This is a genomic window from Allorhizobium sp. GW101-3B10 (assembly GCF_059424725.1).
Genome location: NZ_JBWKZR010000001.1, coordinates 2,509,911 through 2,528,179, shown reverse-complemented (window position 1 = coordinate 2,528,179; position 18,269 = coordinate 2,509,911). Strand labels below are relative to the sequence as shown.

Sequence of the window (18,269 nt, the reverse complement as noted above, 5' to 3'; positions counted from 1 at the left end):
GTGGTGGCGGATCCGGTTGCGCTAAAAAGTGCTGCCGGGCCGGTGCAGCAAGGGGAGTGTCGGGGTGCAGTCTTTGAAGGGCAAGGGAAGTGACGGCGTGAGCAGGGCGGAGCCGTCCGGTCCGCCGGAGGACGAGCGCGCCTCGCTGGTCGGCCCGATGGCCGCGGCGCGCTGGCTGCTGGTCTTCGTGCTCTTGGCCGGCGTCTATTTCTTCCACGGCTTTCTCGTGCCGGGGCTGGCGGCGCTGGTCATCGGCTTTGCCTCCTGGCCGATTTACCGGCGGCTTCTCGCCGCCGTCAACGGCAACCGCACGCTCGGCGCCACGCTCGCCATCCTGCTCGTCATCTCCTTCATCGTCGTGCCGATCTCGCTGGCCGCCGCCTATGCCGTGCAGGAGGTGAAGATCTGGGCCGTCTGGGCGATCGAGGCCAATGCCGCCGGCGCGCCCGTGCCCTCGTGGCTCGCCGGCATCCCGATCATCGGCCAGTCGCTCGCCGAACAGTGGACGCGCTATTTGAGCCATCCCGGCGGGCTCGGCGAAGTGGTCCAGCTCACCAGCGGCTCGAATATCGGCAGCATCTATCGCGGCCTGCTGGTCGTCGGCGCCTCGGCCTTCCAGTGGTTCCTGACGCTGCTGTTCATGCTGATCTCGCTGTTCTTCGTCTATCGCGACGGCGAGCAGCTGGTCGCCCAGCTCGATCGGCTGGGCGAGCGCATCCTGCCGAAACGCTGGGAGCGCGTGTCGCGCATCGTGCCGCTCACCATTTCGTCGACCGTCACCGGCATGACCATCATCGCGATCGGCGAGGGCATCGTGCTCGGCACCGCCTACTGGCTGGCCGGCGTGCCCTCGGCCGTCACGCTCGGCCTCATTTCCGGCGTCATGGCGCTCATCCCCGGCGGCGCGCCGCTCGCCTTTTCGCTGGTCTCCTTCTACCTCATGGCCAGCGGCTCGCTGGTCGCCGGCATCGCGCTCTTGGCCTGGGGCACGATCGAGCTGTTCATCGTCGACAAGACGCTGCGGCCCCGCCTCGTCGGCGGGCCGATCAAGCTGCCCTTCCTGCCGACCTTCTTCGGGCTGATCGGCGGGGTGAAGACCATGGGCTTCCTCGGCCTCTTCGTCGGGCCGGTGCTGATGGCGCTGCTCGTCGCCATCTGGCGCGAATGGATGCGCGAGGTGAGCGCCGAGGAGGTGAGCCCCGAGGGGCTGGCGACCGAAACCCTCGAGCTTGCCGTGGCCGCTGAACCCGTCGAGCCCGCCGGCATCGCCGCGCAGCCGGCCCCCGCCGCCCGCCTCGCCGGCAAGCGCGAAAGCGTCTGAGCGGGCAGGCTTGCAAAGCACGACAAGGGCCGTCCGGACCAGCGCGGCCGACCGGGCCGTGGCGCGTCCGCCCGGCAAGGGGGCAGGGCATGGGCACGGCCGGCGATGGCACATGGCCGGCTCGGCGGGCCAGGCCCGGGCCTGGCCGTGCGGTCCAAGGGGGCGGTGTCAGGGGCCTGGCCATTCCCATGCCCGCCCGGTTCGGCTAAGACACGCCCCATGCGTGTCCGTTCCGATCTTTTCGTCTCCGCCCTTGTCCGCCGCGTCTTTTCCGCCGGCGGCTTTGCCGCGGTCACCAAGAAGGGCATCGAGGAGGCGGGCGCCATCTATGTGCGCCAGCGTTTTCGCGACGGCAGCGAAACCCTCTACGGCCCGGCTCCCCAGGCCCTGGTGATCGACGAGGACCGCGACAGCCGCCTCTTCGAGATCCGCCTTGCCCGCGGCGAACCGCAGGCCATCGACACCCTGCTCGAGCGCGAACGCCGCTTCGATTCCGATTTCTGGGTGCTGGAAATCGAACTCGACGACCTCGGCCCGCTGCTGCCCATGGCGGCCGGGTGAGCGGCATTCTCCTCTCCCCCAGTGGGAGAGGATACAATTTCAGCATCTTAGCGTCAGCTAAGTGCTAGAAATTGTTGGTGAGGGGGGCTCTCTCGCCATGCCCCGCCCAACCCCCTCATCTGCGAAATCTGAGGTTTAGCCTTCGGCTAAGCCCTCGATTTCGCTTCTTCTCCCACAAGGGGAGAAGAAGTCGTCCATCACCGCATGCGATGCCGCAGGACCGGGCGGCTGCGGGTGTCGCTGGAAGGGACGAGGGTCGGGGCGGGGCGGGGGGTCGGCGTGTTGGCCGGCGCAAGGGCGGGGACGTCCTGGTCGGGCTGGAAGGTATAGCTGTCGGCGCGCCGCCAGGTCTCGATGCGTTCCTCGCAGTCGAGGGCGACGAGCCCGTTCCACAGCTGCTCGGCGCGGGTTGCGCCCGGCGCCGGCTTGGCGAGATGCGGATAGAGCTTCTCCAGCACGAACACCGCCTCGGCCGCTTCCATGCCGACGCCCAGAAGCGTGGTCGCCAGCTGCCGGCCGGACAGGTCGAGCAGGATGCGCTCGGCCAGCCACCGGCTGGAGGACAGGATGTCGGCGAGCGTCGTGGCGAAATGCGCGCCTTCGCGGTTGCGGGCGAAGCGCACCAGAAGCGCCGCCTGCATGGCGGTGATGGTGCGAAGCCCCAGCCGGTCGCTGCTCGGGCGGTTGACATGGGCGGCGAGCCTACGGATCTGGTCGCGCAATTGCTCCTCGCGCTCGGCGGCGCTGATGGCGACGGCGCCTGCGGCCGTATCGGCCTCGGCCGAAGAAGCGGCAGGTGCCGCGGACTTTCCCGTCTTGGCAGACCTGGCCGTCTTGCCGCGCTTGGATGTTGCGGCGGGAGCGACGGCGGTCTCCGCTGCTGCACCTGCGGCGGAAAGGTCCGGCGTTGCTCCGGCGGTCGAACCCGCCTCTGCCGTCGCGGCCCGGTCGGATGCGGCGGTTCTGGCCGTCGTCCGGGCCATGGCTTCGGCCTTCGGCTCTGCCTCGGCGGCGGGTGCTGCGGTCCGGGTGGGCTCGCTGTGGCGCAGGCCGACCAGCGTGTCGATCACGGTGGGCGACAGCTGCTCGCGCCGGACGATGGCGCGGGCGTGGTCGGCCCCTTGGGTGCGGGCGATCATGATCAGCAGGTCGTCGGAGAGACAGGGCGAGGAGACGAGGAAGGGCGCGGCGATCGAGATCGGCTGCGAGGCGATGAAGAGCGCGACGGCGCCCGGAACGTTGGGGCATTGCGACAGCGCCGCCACGGCCTGGCGGCGGGCTTCCTCGGTCGAGGCGTGGAACAGCGGCGTGAACAGTTCGGCGAATTGCCTGAGTTCGGATTTGGACGGGAAGGTAAGGGCTTCGAAACTCGTGACGGTCGCCATCAACACAACGTCCCTTTTCCTCACGCTCACCGGCTTTTCCAGCTCTCGAAACTGATCGATCACGACAAGACCCACACCTACGCAATACCTGATTGGCACACTGTAGAGGCAATTTGTTAGCAACCTGTTAACTAAGCTATGGCTCAATCGACAGGTAGCGAGGTGGCGCGGCGGTGATTCGCGTCGACCCCGCAAGAACCGCAGTTTGCGTGCCCTCGGAGGGCAGGACCCGACCCCCTCTTTGAGCGCGCAAGAGAAAGGCGCAGAATGGCTTCGGCCGGCGCCGGCCGCATTATGTCGCGCGGTCCGGCGGTCGGAGACTGCGCTGGCTCTTCCAGGCGAAGGGCAGGGTGAGATCGCTCGAACTTCATCCGTCTCGATTTTCAATCATGGAGACGAGAATGGCGGACATTATCAGGATTACGGACAGGCTTTCGTTCGGTGCGCGCGCCGTGCGCAGCGATGGTGCGGCGGCGAAGGTGCTGCTGTTCACCGGCATCCGCTACGAGCGGCGCGAGCCGCCGGCGAAGGCCGAGCCGCGGCTTCCGGCGCTGCCGCGCCCGCAGGGCGGCAAGGGCCAGGACAGCCTCGGCCGCTGAGGCGGGCCGAAGCATTGCCGACAGCCGGCGCGGGCCTTCCTGGCCTCAGTCGCCGGAAAGCGGCGCGCACACGGCCTCGTCGAGGAAGGCGGAGGCCTGGGCGGCAAAGCTCGGCGCCGGCACCATGGTGCGCAGCACGATATAACCCGTCGTGCCCCTGTGCTCGACGATGATCGACTGGGTCAGCGCCGCCCCCGGCGCCTTGCGGATCTGCGCCACCTGCACCGGGCTTGCCACCAGCGCATCCAGATCGCCGCCGACCGAGGTGCGGTCGTTCATCGAGAACACCTCGTTGGAATCCTGGTCGTAGACCGCCATCGACCAGAAGCTCGGCCCGGCAGGCGCCAGAAGCCGGATCGGCGCCAGCGTCAGGTCGAAATGGCAGACCGCCACCTTCAGGAACGGATCGACATTGGAAAGCCCGCCCGCATCGGCCCGCGTGTCGGCCCGGGCGTCCGAGAGGTCGGGCAGGCTGATGAAGCGATGCGACGGCCCGGTCATCTTGACGCGGGTGAAGGCGTCCTTGCCGGTGAAATTTGGCAGCGACAGGATGATGATGATGTGCAGCAGGGCCGCGCCGATCAGGCCGGTCAGCACCGCATAGGTCAGCCGGTTCATTGGCCGCATCCGAGGCTCTCCACCTTCGGCATTTCCAGCCCGATCAGCCCCGAACTGCCGGCCGCCGGCGTGTCGAGCAATGTCAGCACCAGCGAAAACGCCCCGGCATCGGGCAGCGCCAGCCAGTTCATCGGCTTGGCCGTCGGCGAAACCGTGATCTCGAACGAGCCGTCGCGATTGCGCAATATGCCTTGGGAATTGTGCGCGAAGGGCAGTTCGGCCCGCGTCTCGAGCGGTCGTCCGTCCGGACTGGCGGCATAGAGCGTCCAGAGTCTCGCCGTCGGCGTGCGCCCGACGATCTTATAGGTGCAGTTGGCGGTCAGTTGCCGTCCGCTCTCGTCGGTCGAGGCGGTGAATGTCAGCCCCTCGGCCGAACCATAGAGCAGCCGCCCGGCCTTGGCCCGGTGCGACTTGGCATAAGGATCGGCCCCGGCCGTCTGCACGTCGGGAAAGGCGCTCCACACGCCGAGCCGAATGGCGCCGAAGCCGGCCGACGCATTGAGCGCCGAAAGCGTCGTCAATATCCCCCCGCCAAAGGCGATGAAAAGCGAAACGGCGATGAGAAGGGGAACCCGAAACACGTGATGCCTTGAACCAGATTGCACGGTCAAACGGGTAGCACTGATTCCGGGGAAGGTGAAGGGTGAGGAATGGTCGGCGCAGCCGACGAAACGATCCAGCGAATCGTTTCGAACGACGAACGCCCGGAGCCCAAGCGAAGGGCCGGGGGCGGCGGCAGGCAGGCGGACGAGGAGCGGGGGAGACCGAACCTGGAGTTCGCGAATGACGCAAGAACCGCAAACATCGGCGGCCACGAGTTCGCCGCCGGTCGAAAGCCACCCCCGTCACCGGCCGTCGAGTCTCCGGCCTTGCCCCTCACCCTGACCCGACCGGGGTCGAGCCACGTGTCTCGACCCGTCCTTCGGACCCCCGTAGAAGGGGGAGAGGGGATGGCCCCGGCGGGGGCCGCATGTCCCTTCTCCCCGCGTGCGGGGAGAAGGTGCCGGCAGGCGGATGAAGGGCAGCGGAGACGCAACCCTTGACGCGCACCAGCCTTGATCGCAATGCTATCATTGACTACATTGCGATCATTGATGACAGAGGCAGAAATGGCGAGCATTACCATTCGCAATCTCGATGACGGGCTGAAGCAGCGGCTGCGGCTGCGCGCCGCGAGCCATGGACGGTCCATGGAGGACGAGGCGCGCGACATTCTGCGTTCGACGCTCTCGGCGGAAGGCCCGCGGCCCGGCAATCTGGCCGAGACGATCCGGCAAAGGGTCGCCGCGCTGGGCGGCGTCGAGCTCGAGATCGCCCCCCGCGAACCGATCCGGGAAGCGCCGGTCCTGGGCGAATGATCGTACTCGACACCAATGTCCTGTCGGAGCTTCTGGCGCCGAGCCCTTCGCCGGCGGTTGTCGCCTGGCTTGCCGCACAGCCTGCCGCAGCGGTTTTCACCACGGCCGTGACCGAGGCGGAAATCCTCTACGGATTGGCGCTCCTGCCCGATGGCCGCAGGCGTCAGGCGCTCGAGACGGCCGTGAGACCGATCTTCTCCGAGGACCTCGCGGGCCGTGTGCTCGCCTTCGATCGCGAGGCGGCAGGAAGCTATGCGGTGATTGCCGCCCGTCGCCGTTCCATCGGTCGGCCGATCAGCCAGTTCGACGCGCAGATCGCCGCCATCGCCGTCTCGCGCGGTGCTTCGATTGCCACCCGCAATGTCGCCGATTTCGCCGAGACCGGTGCGCTCGTCATCAATCCCTGGGAATTTCGCGCATTCGATTAGCGCTTTTTAGCCGGCGAGGTGGGCGCATCGACGAGCGTCGGCCACGAGGCTGCATCCGCCGGGCGAATGGACCCCGGCCTTGGGGCGCTGCGGATGCAACATCTGGGCGCGAGCGAACCGGCGGCGCGCCGGCGCACCGTATGGCTCCCCATCACCCAGCGCCACGATTTCGGCTCCTGCATCGCCAATGCCGCCAGATCACCGTCGGTCTTCCCGAACAGCAGCCGGTTTACCAGGTGACGTGGACATTCCCCCGCCCACAACACCGCGCCCCTCATTACTCCCCACCGAAGTCCACCGGCCTGACGTCCTGGGCGCCATGCAGCACGCGCAGGATCACGATGCGGTCAGGATAGGTGCGGAAATAGATGCAGCGGTCGCGGTATGGCAGGCCCCGCAGGCCCTCGAGAATGTGGTCGCGGGGCGAGCCGGAGAAGTCGACCTCTGCGATCCATGCGATCTTGGCGGTCAGGTCCGCCAGGAACGCGCGGGCATAGTGCGGGCTGGTCCGGGCGATGTAGCGCCGAATGCCCCGCAGATCTTCAATCGCCAGCGGCGCGATGATCAGGCGTTTCGGTTCGATGGCTCCGGCTCTCCTCCATCACCTCGTCCAGGATTTCGGCACTCGAAGAATATGTCTTGCCGCGCCCTGCCGCAATCTCCGCATCGGCGGCGCCGACGTCCTGCCGCAGCGAGCGCATCTTGACCTCGTAATCCGCGAGCATGCGGATTCCGGCCCGGACCACTTCGGTTTCCGTGCCGAACCGGCCGCTTCGCACCAGATCGGCCAGAATGCCGTCATAGGCGTCACCGAGGGAAAAGGTCTTTGCGCGTGCCATGGGCTGGGCTCCTTCGTTGCCCACAATATATGGAAAAACACAATAGTTTTGCAATATGAATTGCGCGTGCCTTCCTCCAGGCACCCCATCACCCCACCGCGACGATCTCCAGTTCCTGCTCGCCCATCGAGACCACGTCGCCGACTTCCTTGCCGAGCAGAAGCCGGGCGACCGGGGAGACGTAGGAGATCGAGCCGGTCTTCGGGTCGGCCTCGTCCTCGCCGACAATGCGGTAGGTCTGCACCCGGCCGTCGCTGCGCGAGAAGGTGACGGAGCCGCCGAAGGCGACGCGGTCGCTGGCCTCCGGCGCAGGCACGAGCTGGGCGGAGTGGACGCGTTCGGCATAGTAGCGCAGGTCGCGCAAGGGGCCGGCCGCCTGGCGCCGGCGTTCGTTCACGTCCTCGATGGCCGTCGTCGCCTCATAGGCCGCGCGCGCCGCCTCGAGCTGCTGCTCGAGCGCCTTCAGGCCCGCCTCGGTGACGAGATTGGGATGGGGCGAGACCGGGCGGTCGGGCAGCAGGGTTTCCGCCGCCGCTTCGGCACTCTCTTCCTTGACGAAGGCAACGCTCACTCTGCAACTCCTCTTGCCATGCTGATGCGCCTGCCGGCATCGGGCGAAAACCCTTGGCCGCCGGAGCGCATCGAGAGACCATAGACCAACCGCCCGCCTTGATCCATCGCCGGCATCTGTCGCTGCAATCCATGATGGGCAGGCTTTGCCCGGATCGGGGCGCGGGGTGCGGGGCGCGGGGGCAATTGACGTCCGCCCGCCGCCGGACGCACGAGCCGGATCGTCCGACCCTCGGGGGCAAGCCCGCCATCCTCGAAAACGTGATTTAGAAATCGCTCAATAAAGCGCTATCCTCTGCTCTGTGAACCAACGGAGGAATGAGCCATGAAGACTCTTGCCTTGAGTGCCGCCGTGCTGGCGATGTCGGCGGGCTGGGCCCTGGCCGATTGCAGCACGCACACCACCAGTGCCGCCGTGAATCTCGACGGTCGGATGACGACGGCCAGCATCGTGCCGGATGCGCCGGCGGCGACCGAGGATGTCGTTCTGCTCAAGCAGTCGCGCCTGCCGGCGGAAGAGAAGGCCGCCACCGAGTAGCACCGGCCGCCGGCCGGGTGGCGGCGTCAGGCCGCGTTGGTCCTTGCCGGTTCGGGCGCCGGAGCGGCCAGCTGCCAGCCGTTGCGGCCCGATGCCTTGACGGCGTAGAGCGCCTCGTCGGCGGCTTGAAGCAGCTGCGCCAGCGCGGAGTCGGTGGCGATCGAGCCGCAGGCGACGCCGAGGCTGATGGTGACGCGGCGGTTGCGGTCGCCGGTATTGTCGTGGCGGATGGAAAGCGCGCTGACGGCCCGGCGCAGCCGCTCGGCCAGCATTTCCGCGCGCGCCGGCACGGCCTGCGGCAGCACGACGAGAAATTCCTCGCCGCCCAGCCGGGCGATGTGCACCGCGTCGGGCAGTTCGCGCCGCATGACCTGGGCCACCCGTTTCAGGCATTCGTCGCCGGCGCCGTGGCCATAGGTGTCGTTGAACGCCTTGAAATGGTCGATGTCGATAATCAGCACGGCGCTGTCGGCGAGCCCCGCCGGCGTCAGCAGCCGGCGCAGCCGGGCGATCTCGGCCTCGGTGCCGCGCCGGTTGGGCAGCTGTGTCAGCGGATCGGTCGAGGACAGCCGCTCCAGCTCGTCGTTCTGCCGCGACAGCTCGCGCTTCAGCGCCTCGTTCTCGTGCAGTTGCAGGAAGGCGCGCTGCCGCTCGACCTCCAGCTGGTGGCTGGCGACCAGCGTCAGCACCAGGATCGGCACATAGACCGCCAGGTGATAGAAGAGGTAGACGGGCGTCACGCCTTCGAGCAGGCCGATCATGGCGTAATTGATCGCCGTCGTGCCGAGGCTTGCCCACACGGCGAGGCCGAAGGTCGGGCGGATCGCGATCGTCACCACCATCTGGAAGATCGCCGCGGCATAGAAATAGTGCAGCACCGCCGGATTGTGGCTCGAAGCGAGCACGAAGCACCAGACGAGATTCGCCGCCATGCTGACGCAAAGCGTGGCGATCTCCCGGGCGCGCATCGAGCGCGCCATGCCCGACTGATACCAGCCGAGCAAGAACGCCAGCGGCAGGATGAGGCCGAAGCGCAGCGACAGCGACAGCCAGACGATGTCGCCGAGGATCAGCGTATCGACCAGCGCATAGGACAGGTAGAAGGCGGCGATCGTCACGGTCATGCGCGACAGGGCATGGCCGCGGGCTTTCGCGCGCGATATCTCGTAGGCCGCCATCTGCTCGTCCGTCAGACGCGGAAGCGCGGCAAGGCCGAGCCAGTGGTTCATGCTTGGTCCTGTGATCAAAATCGGGTCAAACCTGACCGCCGGGTGATGCGGCACGCCCGAATCGGGCGGCTGGCCCCCTAGCAATAGACGGGTTTGGCGCCGCTGCCCATGCAGACCGGCGGACGCGGTTAACCGCGCGTAAACAAGCCGGTGCAAGATCTGCCATGGCATCAGTCGATGCTCGCCACCTTCTGCGGGTCGAGCTTGAGGGGCTTGGCTTCCTTGAGGCGGCGGGCGATGTCGCGGATCATCCGGGTCGTTTCGGACGACAGCGAGCGGGCCCGGATCATCGGCGCGACAGTGTCGGTGCCGGCCGCGGGCTTTGCCGTCTTGGCCGCGGCGATCGCCTTCTCCGCCTCCGGCGTCGGCGTCTCGACGCCGGGAATGGCGCGCAGGTCGATGCCCTGGTGGGCATAGTCCATCAGCGTCTTGAAGGTCATCGCCGGCAGCGAACCGCCGGTCATGTTGTTGGTCGAGGTATAGTCGTCATTGCCGAACCAGACGGCCGTGGTGTAGTTGCCGGTATAGCCACAGAACCAGGCGTCGCGATAGGCCTGGGTCGTGCCGGTCTTGCCGCCGGTGAGCACGCCGTCGACGGCGGAACGCCTGGCCGTGCCGACATAGGGAACGCGGGTCAGCATCTGGTTCATGTAGGCGGCGGCCGTTTCCGACAGGACGCGGGTCGCTGGCGGCGCGTCGCGCTCGAAGTCATAGAGCACGTCGCCATTGTAGTTCATGATCTGCGCGATCCCGTGGCGGCGCGACTGGTAGCCGCCGGCGGGAAAGACGGCATAGGCGGTCGCCTGGTCGAGCACGGTCACTTCCGACGTGCCGATCGGGATGGTCACGTCCTTGCGGATCGGCGTCTCGACCCCGAACTTCTTCGCCTCCGCCATGATCTGGTCGATGGCGTTGGGGCCGAGCTTTTCCTTGGCCAGCCGCACCGGGATGGTGTTGATCGATTTCGCCAGCGCCGTCTTGATGTCGATGCGGCCGGCATAGGAATTGCCGTAATTGTGCGGGCTCCAGTTGCCCCAGGAGATCGGCGCGTCGGTGATCGGCGAGTCCGGCGTCAGCCCCTTCTCCATCGCCAGCGAATAGGTGTAGATCTTGAACGAGGAGCCCGGCTGGCGCAGCGCCCGCGAGGCGCGGTTGAACTGGCTTTCGCCGTAGTCGCGGCCGCCGACCATGGCGCGCACCGCCCCGCCATTCTCGATCATCACCAGGGCGGCCTGCTTGACGTGATAGCTCTCGCCATATTCGCGCAGGCTCGCCGCCACCGCCTCTTCCGCCGCCTTCTGCAGGCCGGTGTCGATCGTGGTGCGCACCACCAGCGTATGGTCCTTGAACTTCGCGGCGATCTTCTGCACCTCCTCGAAGGCCCAGTCGAGGAAGAAGTCGGGCGCCTCGGCCTCGTCGCGGTCGATGATCGTGGCCGGATTGCGCCGGGCGGCGATCACCTGGCCCTCGGTCATCATGTCGCCCTGCACCATGTTGGACAAGACGACGTTGGCGCGGGCGCGCGCGGCGGGCAGGTTGACGTGCGGCGCATATTTCGCCGGCGCCTTGAACAGGCCGGCCAGCATGGCGGATTCGGCGAGATTGACCTCGGTCAGCGGCTTGCCGAAATAGAATTGCGAGGCCGCCGCCGCCCCGAACGTGCCGCCGCCCATATAGGCGCGGTCGAGATAGAGCGACAGGATCTCCTTCTTCGTCAGGTTGGCCTCCAGCCACAGCGCCAGATAGGCTTCCTTGATCTTGCGCTCGATCGAGCGCTCGTTGGTGAGGAAGAGGTTCTTGGCCAGCTGCTGGGTCAGCGTCGAGCCGCCCTGCACCACGGTACCGGCCTTGGCATTTTCCGTCATGGCGCGGATCAGGCCGAGGAAGTCGATGCCGAAATGCTCGAAGAAGCGCCGGTCCTCGGTCGCCAGCACCGCCTTGATCAGATGGTCGGGCAATTCGTCGATCGGCACGGAATTCTCGTGGATGATGCCGCGATGACCGATCAGGTTGCCGTAGCGGTCGAGAAAGGTGACGGCGAAGTCGCCATGGTTGCGCCAGTCCTTCTTGGTTTCCTCGAAGGCCGGCTGGGCGAGCGCCAGCATCAGCACGGCGCCGGCCGTGCCGAGCGTCATGCCCTCGCCAAGCACTTCGAAGAACAGCTTTTTCCAGCCGCGCACGCGAAAGCGGCGGAAGAAGATGGTGATCTCCTCCCAGATCTCCGACAGGCGGAAACCGGCATTCCACATCGACGAATCGATCCAGCTGTCGATCTTCAGCAGGATATGGCGCTTGAGGCGCGGCTTGTTCTCGGCTGGCGGGCGTTCGTCGGCCACTTCACTAGATCCCTGAACGAGACGGACCTTTCGGCCCTTGACGCGCGTGCCGGCAGGGCTCAAGAGCAAGCCTTGGCGCCGGCAAATCGGCATACTCCACGATATGCTGATAGATTGTCGATTTGCCGGCAAAGAACAAGAAAAAAGCGAGGCGCGGTCGGATGCGGCCGGCCTTCGCCATGGCCCGGCGCTTGGCCGGTGACGACGGATGACCGATTTACCCTACTGGAAGACCAGGACGCTTGCCGAGATGAGCCTTTCCGAATGGGAAGGGCTTTGCGACGGCTGCGGCCTGTGCTGTCTCAACAAGCTCGAGGACTGGGACACCGGCGACGTGGTGTTCACCTCGGTCGCCTGCCGCCTGCTCGACGGGGAGAGCTGTCGCTGCAAGGATTATGACAACCGCCAGGCGACCGTGCCCGACTGCATCCAGTTGACCGTCGAGGGCGTCGACGAGATCGCCTGGCTGCCGCCGACCTGCGCCTACCGCCTGGTCGCCGAGGGCCGCGACCTCTACTGGTGGCACTACCTCGTCTCCGGCGACCGCGAAACCGTACACCAGGCCGGCATCTCCGCCCGCGGCCGGACCGTGAGCGAAGACGACGTGCCGGTCGAGGATTTCGAGGACTATGTGGTCGACTGGCCGCTGACCGTCGGGGGCAAGGCGGAGTAGGGGGACGAGGCGGACTGCCTCGCGTCCTCAGGCTCTTGCGTCTCCACCCCGGTTCCGGCGGTCGCCGTCGGCAATGCCTGTTCAATCTGCCGACGTGGCCTGCCCCTCACCCTGACCCGACCGGGGTCGAGCCGCGTATCCCGTCCCGTCCTTCAGCCCCCCGTAAACGGGGAGCGGGAATCGTGCCCCACGCCCGCCCCCGTAAACGGGGAGAGGGAATCGTGCTCCACGCCCGCCCCTCATCCTGAGGTGCCCCAAAGGGGCCTCGAAGGATCGAGGCCCCCGGCGCTGCCGCTTGTCCCTTCTCCCCGTGTCTAGGAGCGCCCATTGTGCGGGGTTCCTGACCGAGCTGACTTGCGAAGCGCGCGGATGAGGGGCGATCTCCGTTTACCGTCGGCGTTCTCGGGCCCCCCTCTGTCCTGCCGGACATCTCCCCCTCAAGGGGGGAGATCGAACCGGGGCCGGCCCGCCGCTTCGGATTTGATGTCGAGTCTTTGGTGGTGATGATCCGCTATCCGGGTCCGCCAATCCGGCGCGGCCCGTCTTCCGAAACCGATACGAAATGCCGGGCGCCGGCGGCACGCCGGTCTCCCTCCTTGAGGGCGAGATGCCGGGCAGGGCAGAGGGCGGCGGGCTTGCGCTGAGGCAGGCGGCCTCGCTCCGGGTCAAGCGAAGTGAGCAAAGGTCGCTTGCCGGAAGCACCGCCGTTGCGGGACTAGGGCCACAGGTGCAGGGGCTTGGCGTTTGCAGGCGGCGCTGCAAGGCCTCAAAACGCCTCGGACCCTCAGAACTCCTCCCAGCCGGGACCTGCACCACCGCCACCACCCCCGCCACCACTCGGGCCGTTGGCGGAGAACAGTTCTTCCAGGTTGAGGAAGCAGATCATCTGGTCCTGATGGGCGAGGATGCCGTCGATGAACTGGGTCGCCTGTCCGGCATTCTGCGGCACGGGCTGGAGGCTTTCGGCGGGCACGGTGAGGATGTCAGAGACGCCCTCGACCAAAAGGCCCATGGTCATGTTGTTGACGTCGGTGACGATGATGGCGCTGCGTTCGGAGGCTTCCGTGCCCTGCATGCCGAGCTTGGCGGCGAGGTCGATGATCGGGATCACCATGCCGCGCAGGTTGATGACGCCGAGCACCTCATAGGGCGCATGCGGCATCGGCGTGACGGGCACCCAGCCGCGGATTTCGCGGATCGATCGCGTCCTGACGCAGAAGGACTGGTCGTTCAGCCGGAAGGCGATGATTTCCAGGGACGCATTGGTCAGGGCATTGATGTTCACGCAAGTCTCCTCGCGACAGTGGGAATTCGGAAACCCTTCCTATCCGTCAAAGCTGGCGCCGGGCTGGCGAGGCGCAGGTGCCGCCATTCCCCGACAGCCCCTTCAGCGCCGCCCGAAAAGCCCGGCGAGCCAATGGTCGAGCGAGGCGCGGCCGGGGCCGCGGGCGAGGATGAGAAGCAGGCAGGCGGCCCAGGTGCCGTGCGTCGGCCAGGCGCCGGGATAGACGAAGACCTCGATGACCAGCGTCATCGCCAGAAGGGCCGCTGCCGAAAGCCGGCTGGCAAGGCCGACCACCAGCAAAACCGGGAAGAGGTGCTCCGCGAACGTCGCCATATGCGCGGCAAGCCAGGGTGAGATCAGCGGCAGGCGGAACTCGTTCTCGAACAGGTAGAGCGCGCTGTCGGAAACCTTCCAGCCGTCGAGCTTGGTCTGGCCGGACTGAAAGAACACCCCGGCAATCGAGAGACGCGCGACGAGCGCGATCAGGTCGTGTGGGATGCGGTTGGCAAGGCCGATCGCGCCGGCGATCGCCCGCAGGGCCGGGTGCCTCGTGGAGGACAGTGCCATTGGCGTAGCTCCGGTCGCCGGTGCCGGCCTCGTGCGTGCCGTCGTGTCGGCAGGCGTCATCGCGGGTGACACAGCAGGGCTCAAAGCCGGTCCTGGCGTGGAATTTGGGGCGAGATCCTGGGGCATCATGCTTCCTCCCGGAAAGCGAGTTGAATGAATGCGCCGGTGGTGATCAGCCCGGCGAGATTGGCGGCAAGGTCGAAGGCCGGCGCATCTGCGACGGCGGCCTGCACCGCCTCGGCAAGCGTCTGCCCGGTCGAAAGGGCGGCGAAGAAGGCAGCCCCACCGGGCGGCAGGCGGTGCACCTCGACCGTCATTCGCGGTCGCACGGTCAGCGCATCCTCGCCCGTCCAGTCCTTGATCGGCGCAAGCGGCAACTCGCCGGCATTCATCGCCCAGATGGTGACGACCGGATGGGGCGAGCGCAGGAGCGCGAGCGAGGGATGCGGTTCGAGCACGAGATCGCCCAGCCGCTCCGCCGGGACGGCGGCGAGATCGGCGGCTGCGAGCGGTTCGGCATCGGCGGCATGATAGGCGCGGCTGCGCGCCGCCTCGAGGCGGATCACGCCGGGCAGATAGGCAAGCCCGGCCGCCGGTTCGAAGCCTTGGACGAAATCGGCAAAATCCTCGCCGTAAGCCAGAAGCAGCGGCGAGCGCGGCGGATGGGCGGCTACGAATGCCTGCGCCAGGGCGGCGAAGAAGTCCTGCCCGACGATCGCCTCCGTCGCGGGAAAGCGTGCCGCGAGCGCGCCGGTCAGGCCGACCCGCACATTGTTGCGGTAGACGCCGAAGCGGCGCGCAGGGCGGTTCCCGGTCCAGGCGGAGAGCCCTTCCGGCACGGGGTGGTCAGGATCGGTGAGCGCGGCGGAGAAACCGGACTGGAAGCTCTTTGTCATGGCGAACTCACGCGGCGTGGCGGCGGGCGCGGTCGGCCAGCAGCGCGTCGGCTGCCTGCGCTTCGACAAGCAGCACCGGCCAGTCCGGCACGTCATTGTCCCATTCGATCAGGGTGGCGACCGGGCCGGTGCGCTCCAGCACCTCTTCAAAAAGCACCCAGACCGGGTCCTTGACGGGCGTGTCGTGGCTGTCGATCAGAAGTGCCGCACCCGCATCGTCGACCGTCTCCGAATGGCCGCTCAGGTGGATTTCCCGCACGGCGGCGAAGGGGAAGCGGGCGAGATAGGCGCGCGGGTCGAGATTGTGATTGGTGGCGGCGACGAAGACATTGTTGACGTCGAGCAGCAGGCCGCAGCCGGTCAGGCGCACCAGTTCGGCGAGGAAATCGGTCTCCTCGATCGTGCTCTCCGTGAATGTCAGGTAGGTCGCGGGGTTTTCCAAGAGCATCTGCCGCTTGAGCAGATCCTGCACCGTGTCGATGTGCTCGGCGACCCGGGCAAGCGTCGCTGCGGTATAGGGCAGCGGCAACAGGTCGTTGAGAAAGACCTCGCCATGGCTCGACCAGGCGAGATGTTCGGAAAAGCTCTCCGGCTCGTAGCGGTCGCATAGGCTTTTCAACCGGGCGAGGTGGTCACGGTCCAGCGGCTGCATGGCGCCGATCGACAGTCCGACGCCGTGGATCGAGAGGGCGTAGTCCTGCCTGAGGCGCGACAGCTTCGCATGGGGCGGGCCGCCGGCGCCCATGTAGTTCTCCGCATGCACCTCGAAGAAGCCGAGCGGCTGCGGGGCAGCGTCGATGGCCACGAAATGCTCGGGCTTGAAGCCGACGCCGGCGCGGGGCGGGAGGCTTGCGGGTTTCATGGGGCTTCTCCGATTGCATGAGGGGAGGGAGGGGCGGCGCGAAGCTGCGCGCCGCCGCTTTGGGGTGGGCCTCGCTCAGACCGGCGCGGGGCCCTGTTCCAGCGTGCCGTGGCCGCCGTCGGGTGTCGTCATCGTCATGCAGCTGCCGGCCGGCACGAGCTTCCAGGCATTCTTCTGGTAGTCGATCTTGGAGGTTCCGGCGCAGGTCGTGCCGGGGCCGGCGGCGCAGTCGTTCTGGCCTTTCAGCGCCACGCCGTAGCATTTCTCCTTGGTGGCATCCTGGGCGGCAGCCGCGCCCGGCAGGGCGGCGGCAAGGGTGAGTGCCGTGGCGAGCGAGGCGGCGAGCGCATGGGTGGTTCTGGTCATGTCTTGTCCTTAGATGAGAATGGAGACGGTTCGCGGCCGGGCTCAGGCTGGGGTCAGCATGCCGTGGCTGCCGTCGGGCGCCATCATCGTGGCGCAGGTGCCGGCGGGCACGAGCTTGAAGGACTGCTTGTCATAGTCCATGGTCGCCTTGCCGGCGCAGTCATGCGCGCCGGCGGCGCAGTCATTCTGGCCCTTCATTGCGACGCCGTAGCACTTTTCCTTGGCGGCATCCTGGGCAGCAGTGGGCATGGCGACGGAGGCGAGCGCGGATGCGAGCGAGCCGGCGAGCGCCAGAGTGACGAGGCTGTTTTTCATGATCGGTTCTCCCTTGGAGTGGCAGGCCGGAATTGGCCTGGACATCGGGAGCTACGGGCCGGGGTGAGGAAACGTTACGCGGCCCTTTGTAGGTTTTTTCGCGCCTCGGGTCCGGCGCCGGTCGAGGGATGAATAAAAGCCAAAGCAATTTCAGTGGCTTGGCTTAAAATTCAGGAACGGCGCCCGGTGCCGGTAACAAAAACGTGTGTGGCGACGTAGAGGATGGTGTGAGGCAGGCGAAACGGGAAAGCGAGTGGGCAGACTGGATGCGCGGCGCGCTTGACGGCGACGCGCAGGCCTATGAGCGTTTTCTCTCCGCCGTCACGCCGCACCTGCGCACCATGGCGAGGCGCCGCTGCGAACAGTTCGGCGCGCCCGCCGGCGAGGCCGAGGACATCGTGCAGGAAGCGCTGATCGCCGTGCATCTGAAGCGCGGCACCTGGGATACGGCCCGCCCGATTGGCCCCTGGCTCTCGACCATCGTCCGCCACAAGCTGATCGACAGCCTGAGGCGCCGGGGTCGCCATGTCAGCGTGCCGATCGAGGACGTGATGGAAACGCTGGCCGCCGCCGAGCGCACGGACGCGACCGACCGGATGGACGTCGAGACCCTGCTCGCGCGGCTGAAGGACCCGCAGCGCGACATCGTCCGCTCCATTTCGCTGAACGGGGCGGGTGTCGGCGAGACTGCGGCGCGGTTGAAGATGAGCGAAGGTGCGGTGCGGGTGGCGCTGCACCGGGCATTGAAATCCCTGGCCGCCCTGTATCGGAGCGAGACGTGAAGACGGACGAGTTGATCAGGCTGCTGTCGCAGGACGCGCCGGTGCGCATGCGCCTCGGGCGCGCGCTGGCACTGGCGGTCGCCGCCGGCATTGTCGCATCGGCCGTGTTGCTGCTGGCAACCGTCGGGCTGCGCGACGATCTGGCAATCGCCATCGGGACCGTGCGCGTCGCCTTCAAGATCGGCATGACGCTCGTGCTTGCCATTGCCGCCTTCGGCCTCGTTTCGCGGATCGGCAAGCCGGGTGTTCCGCTCAGGCCCTGGGCGCTGGCGCTTCTCCTGCCGCTTGCGCTCATGGTGGTGGCGGTCGGGGTCGAGCTCTTGGTTGTGCCGCAGGACGCGTGGGCGGCAAGGCTCATCGGCCGGAACGCCGCCTTCTGCCTGTTCTTCATTCCGGTTCTGTCGCTTGCACCGCTTGCCGGCTTCCTTGCTGCCCTGCGCAATGGCGCGCCGGAGAATCCGGGTTTGGCGGGGGCCGCCGCGGGCCTTGCCGCGGGCGCGATCGGGGCGGCGCTCTACGCCTGGCATTGCCCGGACGACAGCCCGCTTTTCGGCGCCGCCTGGTATACGCTCGCCGTCACGTTCGTCATTGCCGTCGGCTACGCCACCGGCCGCCGCTTTCTCCGCTGGTGACGGCTGGCGGAGCGATCCGACCGATTGACAGATCATAATAAGAAGCATACTTATTAAATTCTTCGAGCCGCCGGGAGGGCGGGTCGGCGCGACGGTGCCAACGGCCGTG

General features: G+C 67.2%; 23 protein-coding genes. 9 read left to right on the top strand and 14 right to left on the bottom strand.

Annotated elements, in window-relative coordinates; all coding sequences use genetic code 11:
* Window positions 1-97 precede the first annotated feature (97 nt).
* Window positions 98-1,321, top strand: a complete 1,224-nt coding sequence (locus AC07Y0_RS12520) for an AI-2E family transporter (RefSeq protein WP_498680229.1) — start codon at window positions 98-100, stop codon at window positions 1,319-1,321.
* A gap of 219 nt (window positions 1,322-1,540) precedes the next feature.
* The gene (locus AC07Y0_RS12515) at window positions 1,541-1,882 is read left to right on the top strand and encodes a DUF1491 family protein (protein WP_498677675.1); all 342 of its coding nucleotides are present in this window, start codon (window positions 1,541-1,543) and stop codon (window positions 1,880-1,882) included.
* Window positions 1,883-2,079: 197 nt separating this feature from the next.
* On the opposite strand, the gene AC07Y0_RS12510 is transcribed toward AC07Y0_RS12515, so the two are convergent.
* Window positions 2,080-3,267 (bottom strand): DUF2336 domain-containing protein, encoded by a 1,188-nt coding sequence (locus AC07Y0_RS12510; RefSeq protein WP_498677673.1) that lies wholly within the window; start codon window positions 3,265-3,267, stop codon window positions 2,080-2,082.
* Between the two features lie 401 nt (window positions 3,268-3,668).
* Between AC07Y0_RS12510 and AC07Y0_RS12505 the strand changes: the two genes are divergently transcribed.
* On the top strand, window positions 3,669-3,866 hold the full coding sequence (locus tag AC07Y0_RS12505) for a hypothetical protein (protein ID WP_498677669.1): 198 nt from the start codon (window positions 3,669-3,671) through the stop codon (window positions 3,864-3,866).
* A 45-nt stretch (window positions 3,867-3,911) separates the two neighbouring features.
* Here AC07Y0_RS12505 and AC07Y0_RS12500 read toward each other — a convergent pair whose 3' ends face one another.
* The gene (locus AC07Y0_RS12500; RefSeq protein WP_498680228.1) at window positions 3,912-4,484 is read right to left on the bottom strand and encodes a DUF1254 domain-containing protein; all 573 of its coding nucleotides are present in this window, start codon (window positions 4,482-4,484) and stop codon (window positions 3,912-3,914) included.
* The gene (locus AC07Y0_RS12495; protein WP_498677667.1) at window positions 4,481-5,065 is read right to left on the bottom strand and encodes a DUF1214 domain-containing protein; all 585 of its coding nucleotides are present in this window, start codon (window positions 5,063-5,065) and stop codon (window positions 4,481-4,483) included. Before AC07Y0_RS12495 ends, AC07Y0_RS12500 begins: the two co-directional genes overlap by 4 nt.
* Before the next feature lie 528 nt (window positions 5,066-5,593).
* On the opposite strand from AC07Y0_RS12495, the gene AC07Y0_RS12490 reads away from it, so the two are divergent.
* Both AC07Y0_RS12490 and AC07Y0_RS12485 read left to right on the top strand, forming a co-directional pair.
* Window positions 5,594-5,842 (top strand): FitA-like ribbon-helix-helix domain-containing protein, encoded by a 249-nt coding sequence (locus AC07Y0_RS12490; protein ID WP_498677664.1) that lies wholly within the window; start codon window positions 5,594-5,596, stop codon window positions 5,840-5,842.
* Window positions 5,839-6,270: a type II toxin-antitoxin system VapC family toxin gene (locus AC07Y0_RS12485; protein ID WP_498677662.1), complete on the top strand. Its 432-nt coding sequence runs from the start codon at window positions 5,839-5,841 to the stop codon at window positions 6,268-6,270. Before AC07Y0_RS12490 ends, AC07Y0_RS12485 begins: the two co-directional genes overlap by 4 nt.
* A gap of 277 nt (window positions 6,271-6,547) precedes the next feature.
* Here AC07Y0_RS12485 and AC07Y0_RS12480 read toward each other — a convergent pair whose 3' ends face one another.
* From AC07Y0_RS12480 to greA, 3 genes are all read right to left on the bottom strand, one after another.
* On the bottom strand, window positions 6,548-6,787 hold the full coding sequence (locus AC07Y0_RS12480; RefSeq protein ID WP_498680227.1) for a type II toxin-antitoxin system RelE/ParE family toxin: 240 nt from the start codon (window positions 6,785-6,787) through the stop codon (window positions 6,548-6,550).
* Window positions 6,788-6,812: 25 nt separating this feature from the next.
* Window positions 6,813-7,109, bottom strand: a complete 297-nt coding sequence (locus AC07Y0_RS12475; RefSeq protein ID WP_498677660.1) for a type II toxin-antitoxin system ParD family antitoxin — start codon at window positions 7,107-7,109, stop codon at window positions 6,813-6,815.
* A gap of 88 nt (window positions 7,110-7,197) precedes the next feature.
* Entirely contained in the window at window positions 7,198-7,680 is a 483-nt protein-coding gene (greA, locus tag AC07Y0_RS12470) for a transcription elongation factor GreA (RefSeq protein WP_498677659.1), read from the bottom strand.
* 324 nt (window positions 7,681-8,004) lie between these two features.
* Here greA and AC07Y0_RS12465 point away from each other — a divergent pair, with 324 nt between their 5' ends.
* Window positions 8,005-8,217 carry a hypothetical protein gene (locus AC07Y0_RS12465; RefSeq protein WP_498677657.1) on the top strand — a complete coding sequence of 71 codons (213 nt, stop codon included), beginning with the start codon at window positions 8,005-8,007 and terminating at the stop codon, window positions 8,215-8,217.
* 26 nt (window positions 8,218-8,243) lie between these two features.
* Here the strand turns inward: AC07Y0_RS12465 and AC07Y0_RS12460 are convergent, their stop codons facing one another.
* On the bottom strand, window positions 8,244-9,446 hold the full coding sequence (locus tag AC07Y0_RS12460) for a GGDEF domain-containing protein (protein ID WP_498677656.1): 1,203 nt from the start codon (window positions 9,444-9,446) through the stop codon (window positions 8,244-8,246).
* A gap of 170 nt (window positions 9,447-9,616) precedes the next feature.
* Window positions 9,617-11,782 (bottom strand): transglycosylase domain-containing protein, encoded by a 2,166-nt coding sequence (locus tag AC07Y0_RS12455; RefSeq protein ID WP_498677655.1) that lies wholly within the window; start codon window positions 11,780-11,782, stop codon window positions 9,617-9,619.
* A gap of 208 nt (window positions 11,783-11,990) precedes the next feature.
* Between AC07Y0_RS12455 and AC07Y0_RS12450 the strand changes: the two genes are divergently transcribed.
* Window positions 11,991-12,455, top strand: a complete 465-nt coding sequence (locus AC07Y0_RS12450; RefSeq protein WP_498677652.1) for a YcgN family cysteine cluster protein — start codon at window positions 11,991-11,993, stop codon at window positions 12,453-12,455.
* A 784-nt stretch (window positions 12,456-13,239) separates the two neighbouring features.
* On the opposite strand, the gene AC07Y0_RS12445 is transcribed toward AC07Y0_RS12450, so the two are convergent.
* The 6 genes from AC07Y0_RS12445 to AC07Y0_RS12420 form a co-directional block, all read right to left on the bottom strand.
* A complete protein-coding gene (locus AC07Y0_RS12445; RefSeq protein WP_498677650.1) occupies window positions 13,240-13,740 on the bottom strand; it encodes a chemotaxis protein CheW in 501 nt (166 codons plus the stop codon).
* Window positions 13,741-13,842: 102 nt separating this feature from the next.
* Entirely contained in the window at window positions 13,843-14,307 is a 465-nt protein-coding gene (locus tag AC07Y0_RS12440; RefSeq protein WP_498677648.1) for a DoxX family protein, read from the bottom strand.
* Window positions 14,308-14,432: 125 nt separating this feature from the next.
* Window positions 14,433-15,203, bottom strand: coding sequence for an HvfC/BufC family peptide modification chaperone (locus AC07Y0_RS12435; RefSeq protein ID WP_498677646.1), 771 nt, complete (start codon window positions 15,201-15,203; stop codon window positions 14,433-14,435).
* Between the two features lie 7 nt (window positions 15,204-15,210).
* A complete protein-coding gene (gene bufB, locus AC07Y0_RS12430; RefSeq protein ID WP_498677643.1) occupies window positions 15,211-16,065 on the bottom strand; it encodes an MNIO family bufferin maturase in 855 nt (284 codons plus the stop codon).
* Between the two features lie 75 nt (window positions 16,066-16,140).
* On the bottom strand, window positions 16,141-16,431 hold the full coding sequence (locus AC07Y0_RS12425) for a BufA1 family periplasmic bufferin-type metallophore (protein WP_498677641.1): 291 nt from the start codon (window positions 16,429-16,431) through the stop codon (window positions 16,141-16,143).
* 42 nt (window positions 16,432-16,473) lie between these two features.
* Window positions 16,474-16,746 carry a BufA1 family periplasmic bufferin-type metallophore gene (locus AC07Y0_RS12420; protein WP_498677639.1) on the bottom strand — a complete coding sequence of 91 codons (273 nt, stop codon included), beginning with the start codon at window positions 16,744-16,746 and terminating at the stop codon, window positions 16,474-16,476.
* A gap of 266 nt (window positions 16,747-17,012) precedes the next feature.
* Between AC07Y0_RS12420 and AC07Y0_RS12415 the strand changes: the two genes are divergently transcribed.
* Window positions 17,013-17,528 carry a sigma-70 family RNA polymerase sigma factor gene (locus AC07Y0_RS12415; RefSeq protein ID WP_498677638.1) on the top strand — a complete coding sequence of 172 codons (516 nt, stop codon included), beginning with the start codon at window positions 17,013-17,015 and terminating at the stop codon, window positions 17,526-17,528.
* The gene (locus AC07Y0_RS12410; RefSeq protein ID WP_498677635.1) at window positions 17,525-18,160 is read left to right on the top strand and encodes an NrsF family protein; all 636 of its coding nucleotides are present in this window, start codon (window positions 17,525-17,527) and stop codon (window positions 18,158-18,160) included. The genes AC07Y0_RS12415 and AC07Y0_RS12410 overlap by 4 nt, the downstream gene beginning before the upstream one ends.
* Window positions 18,161-18,269: the final 109 nt, after the last annotated feature.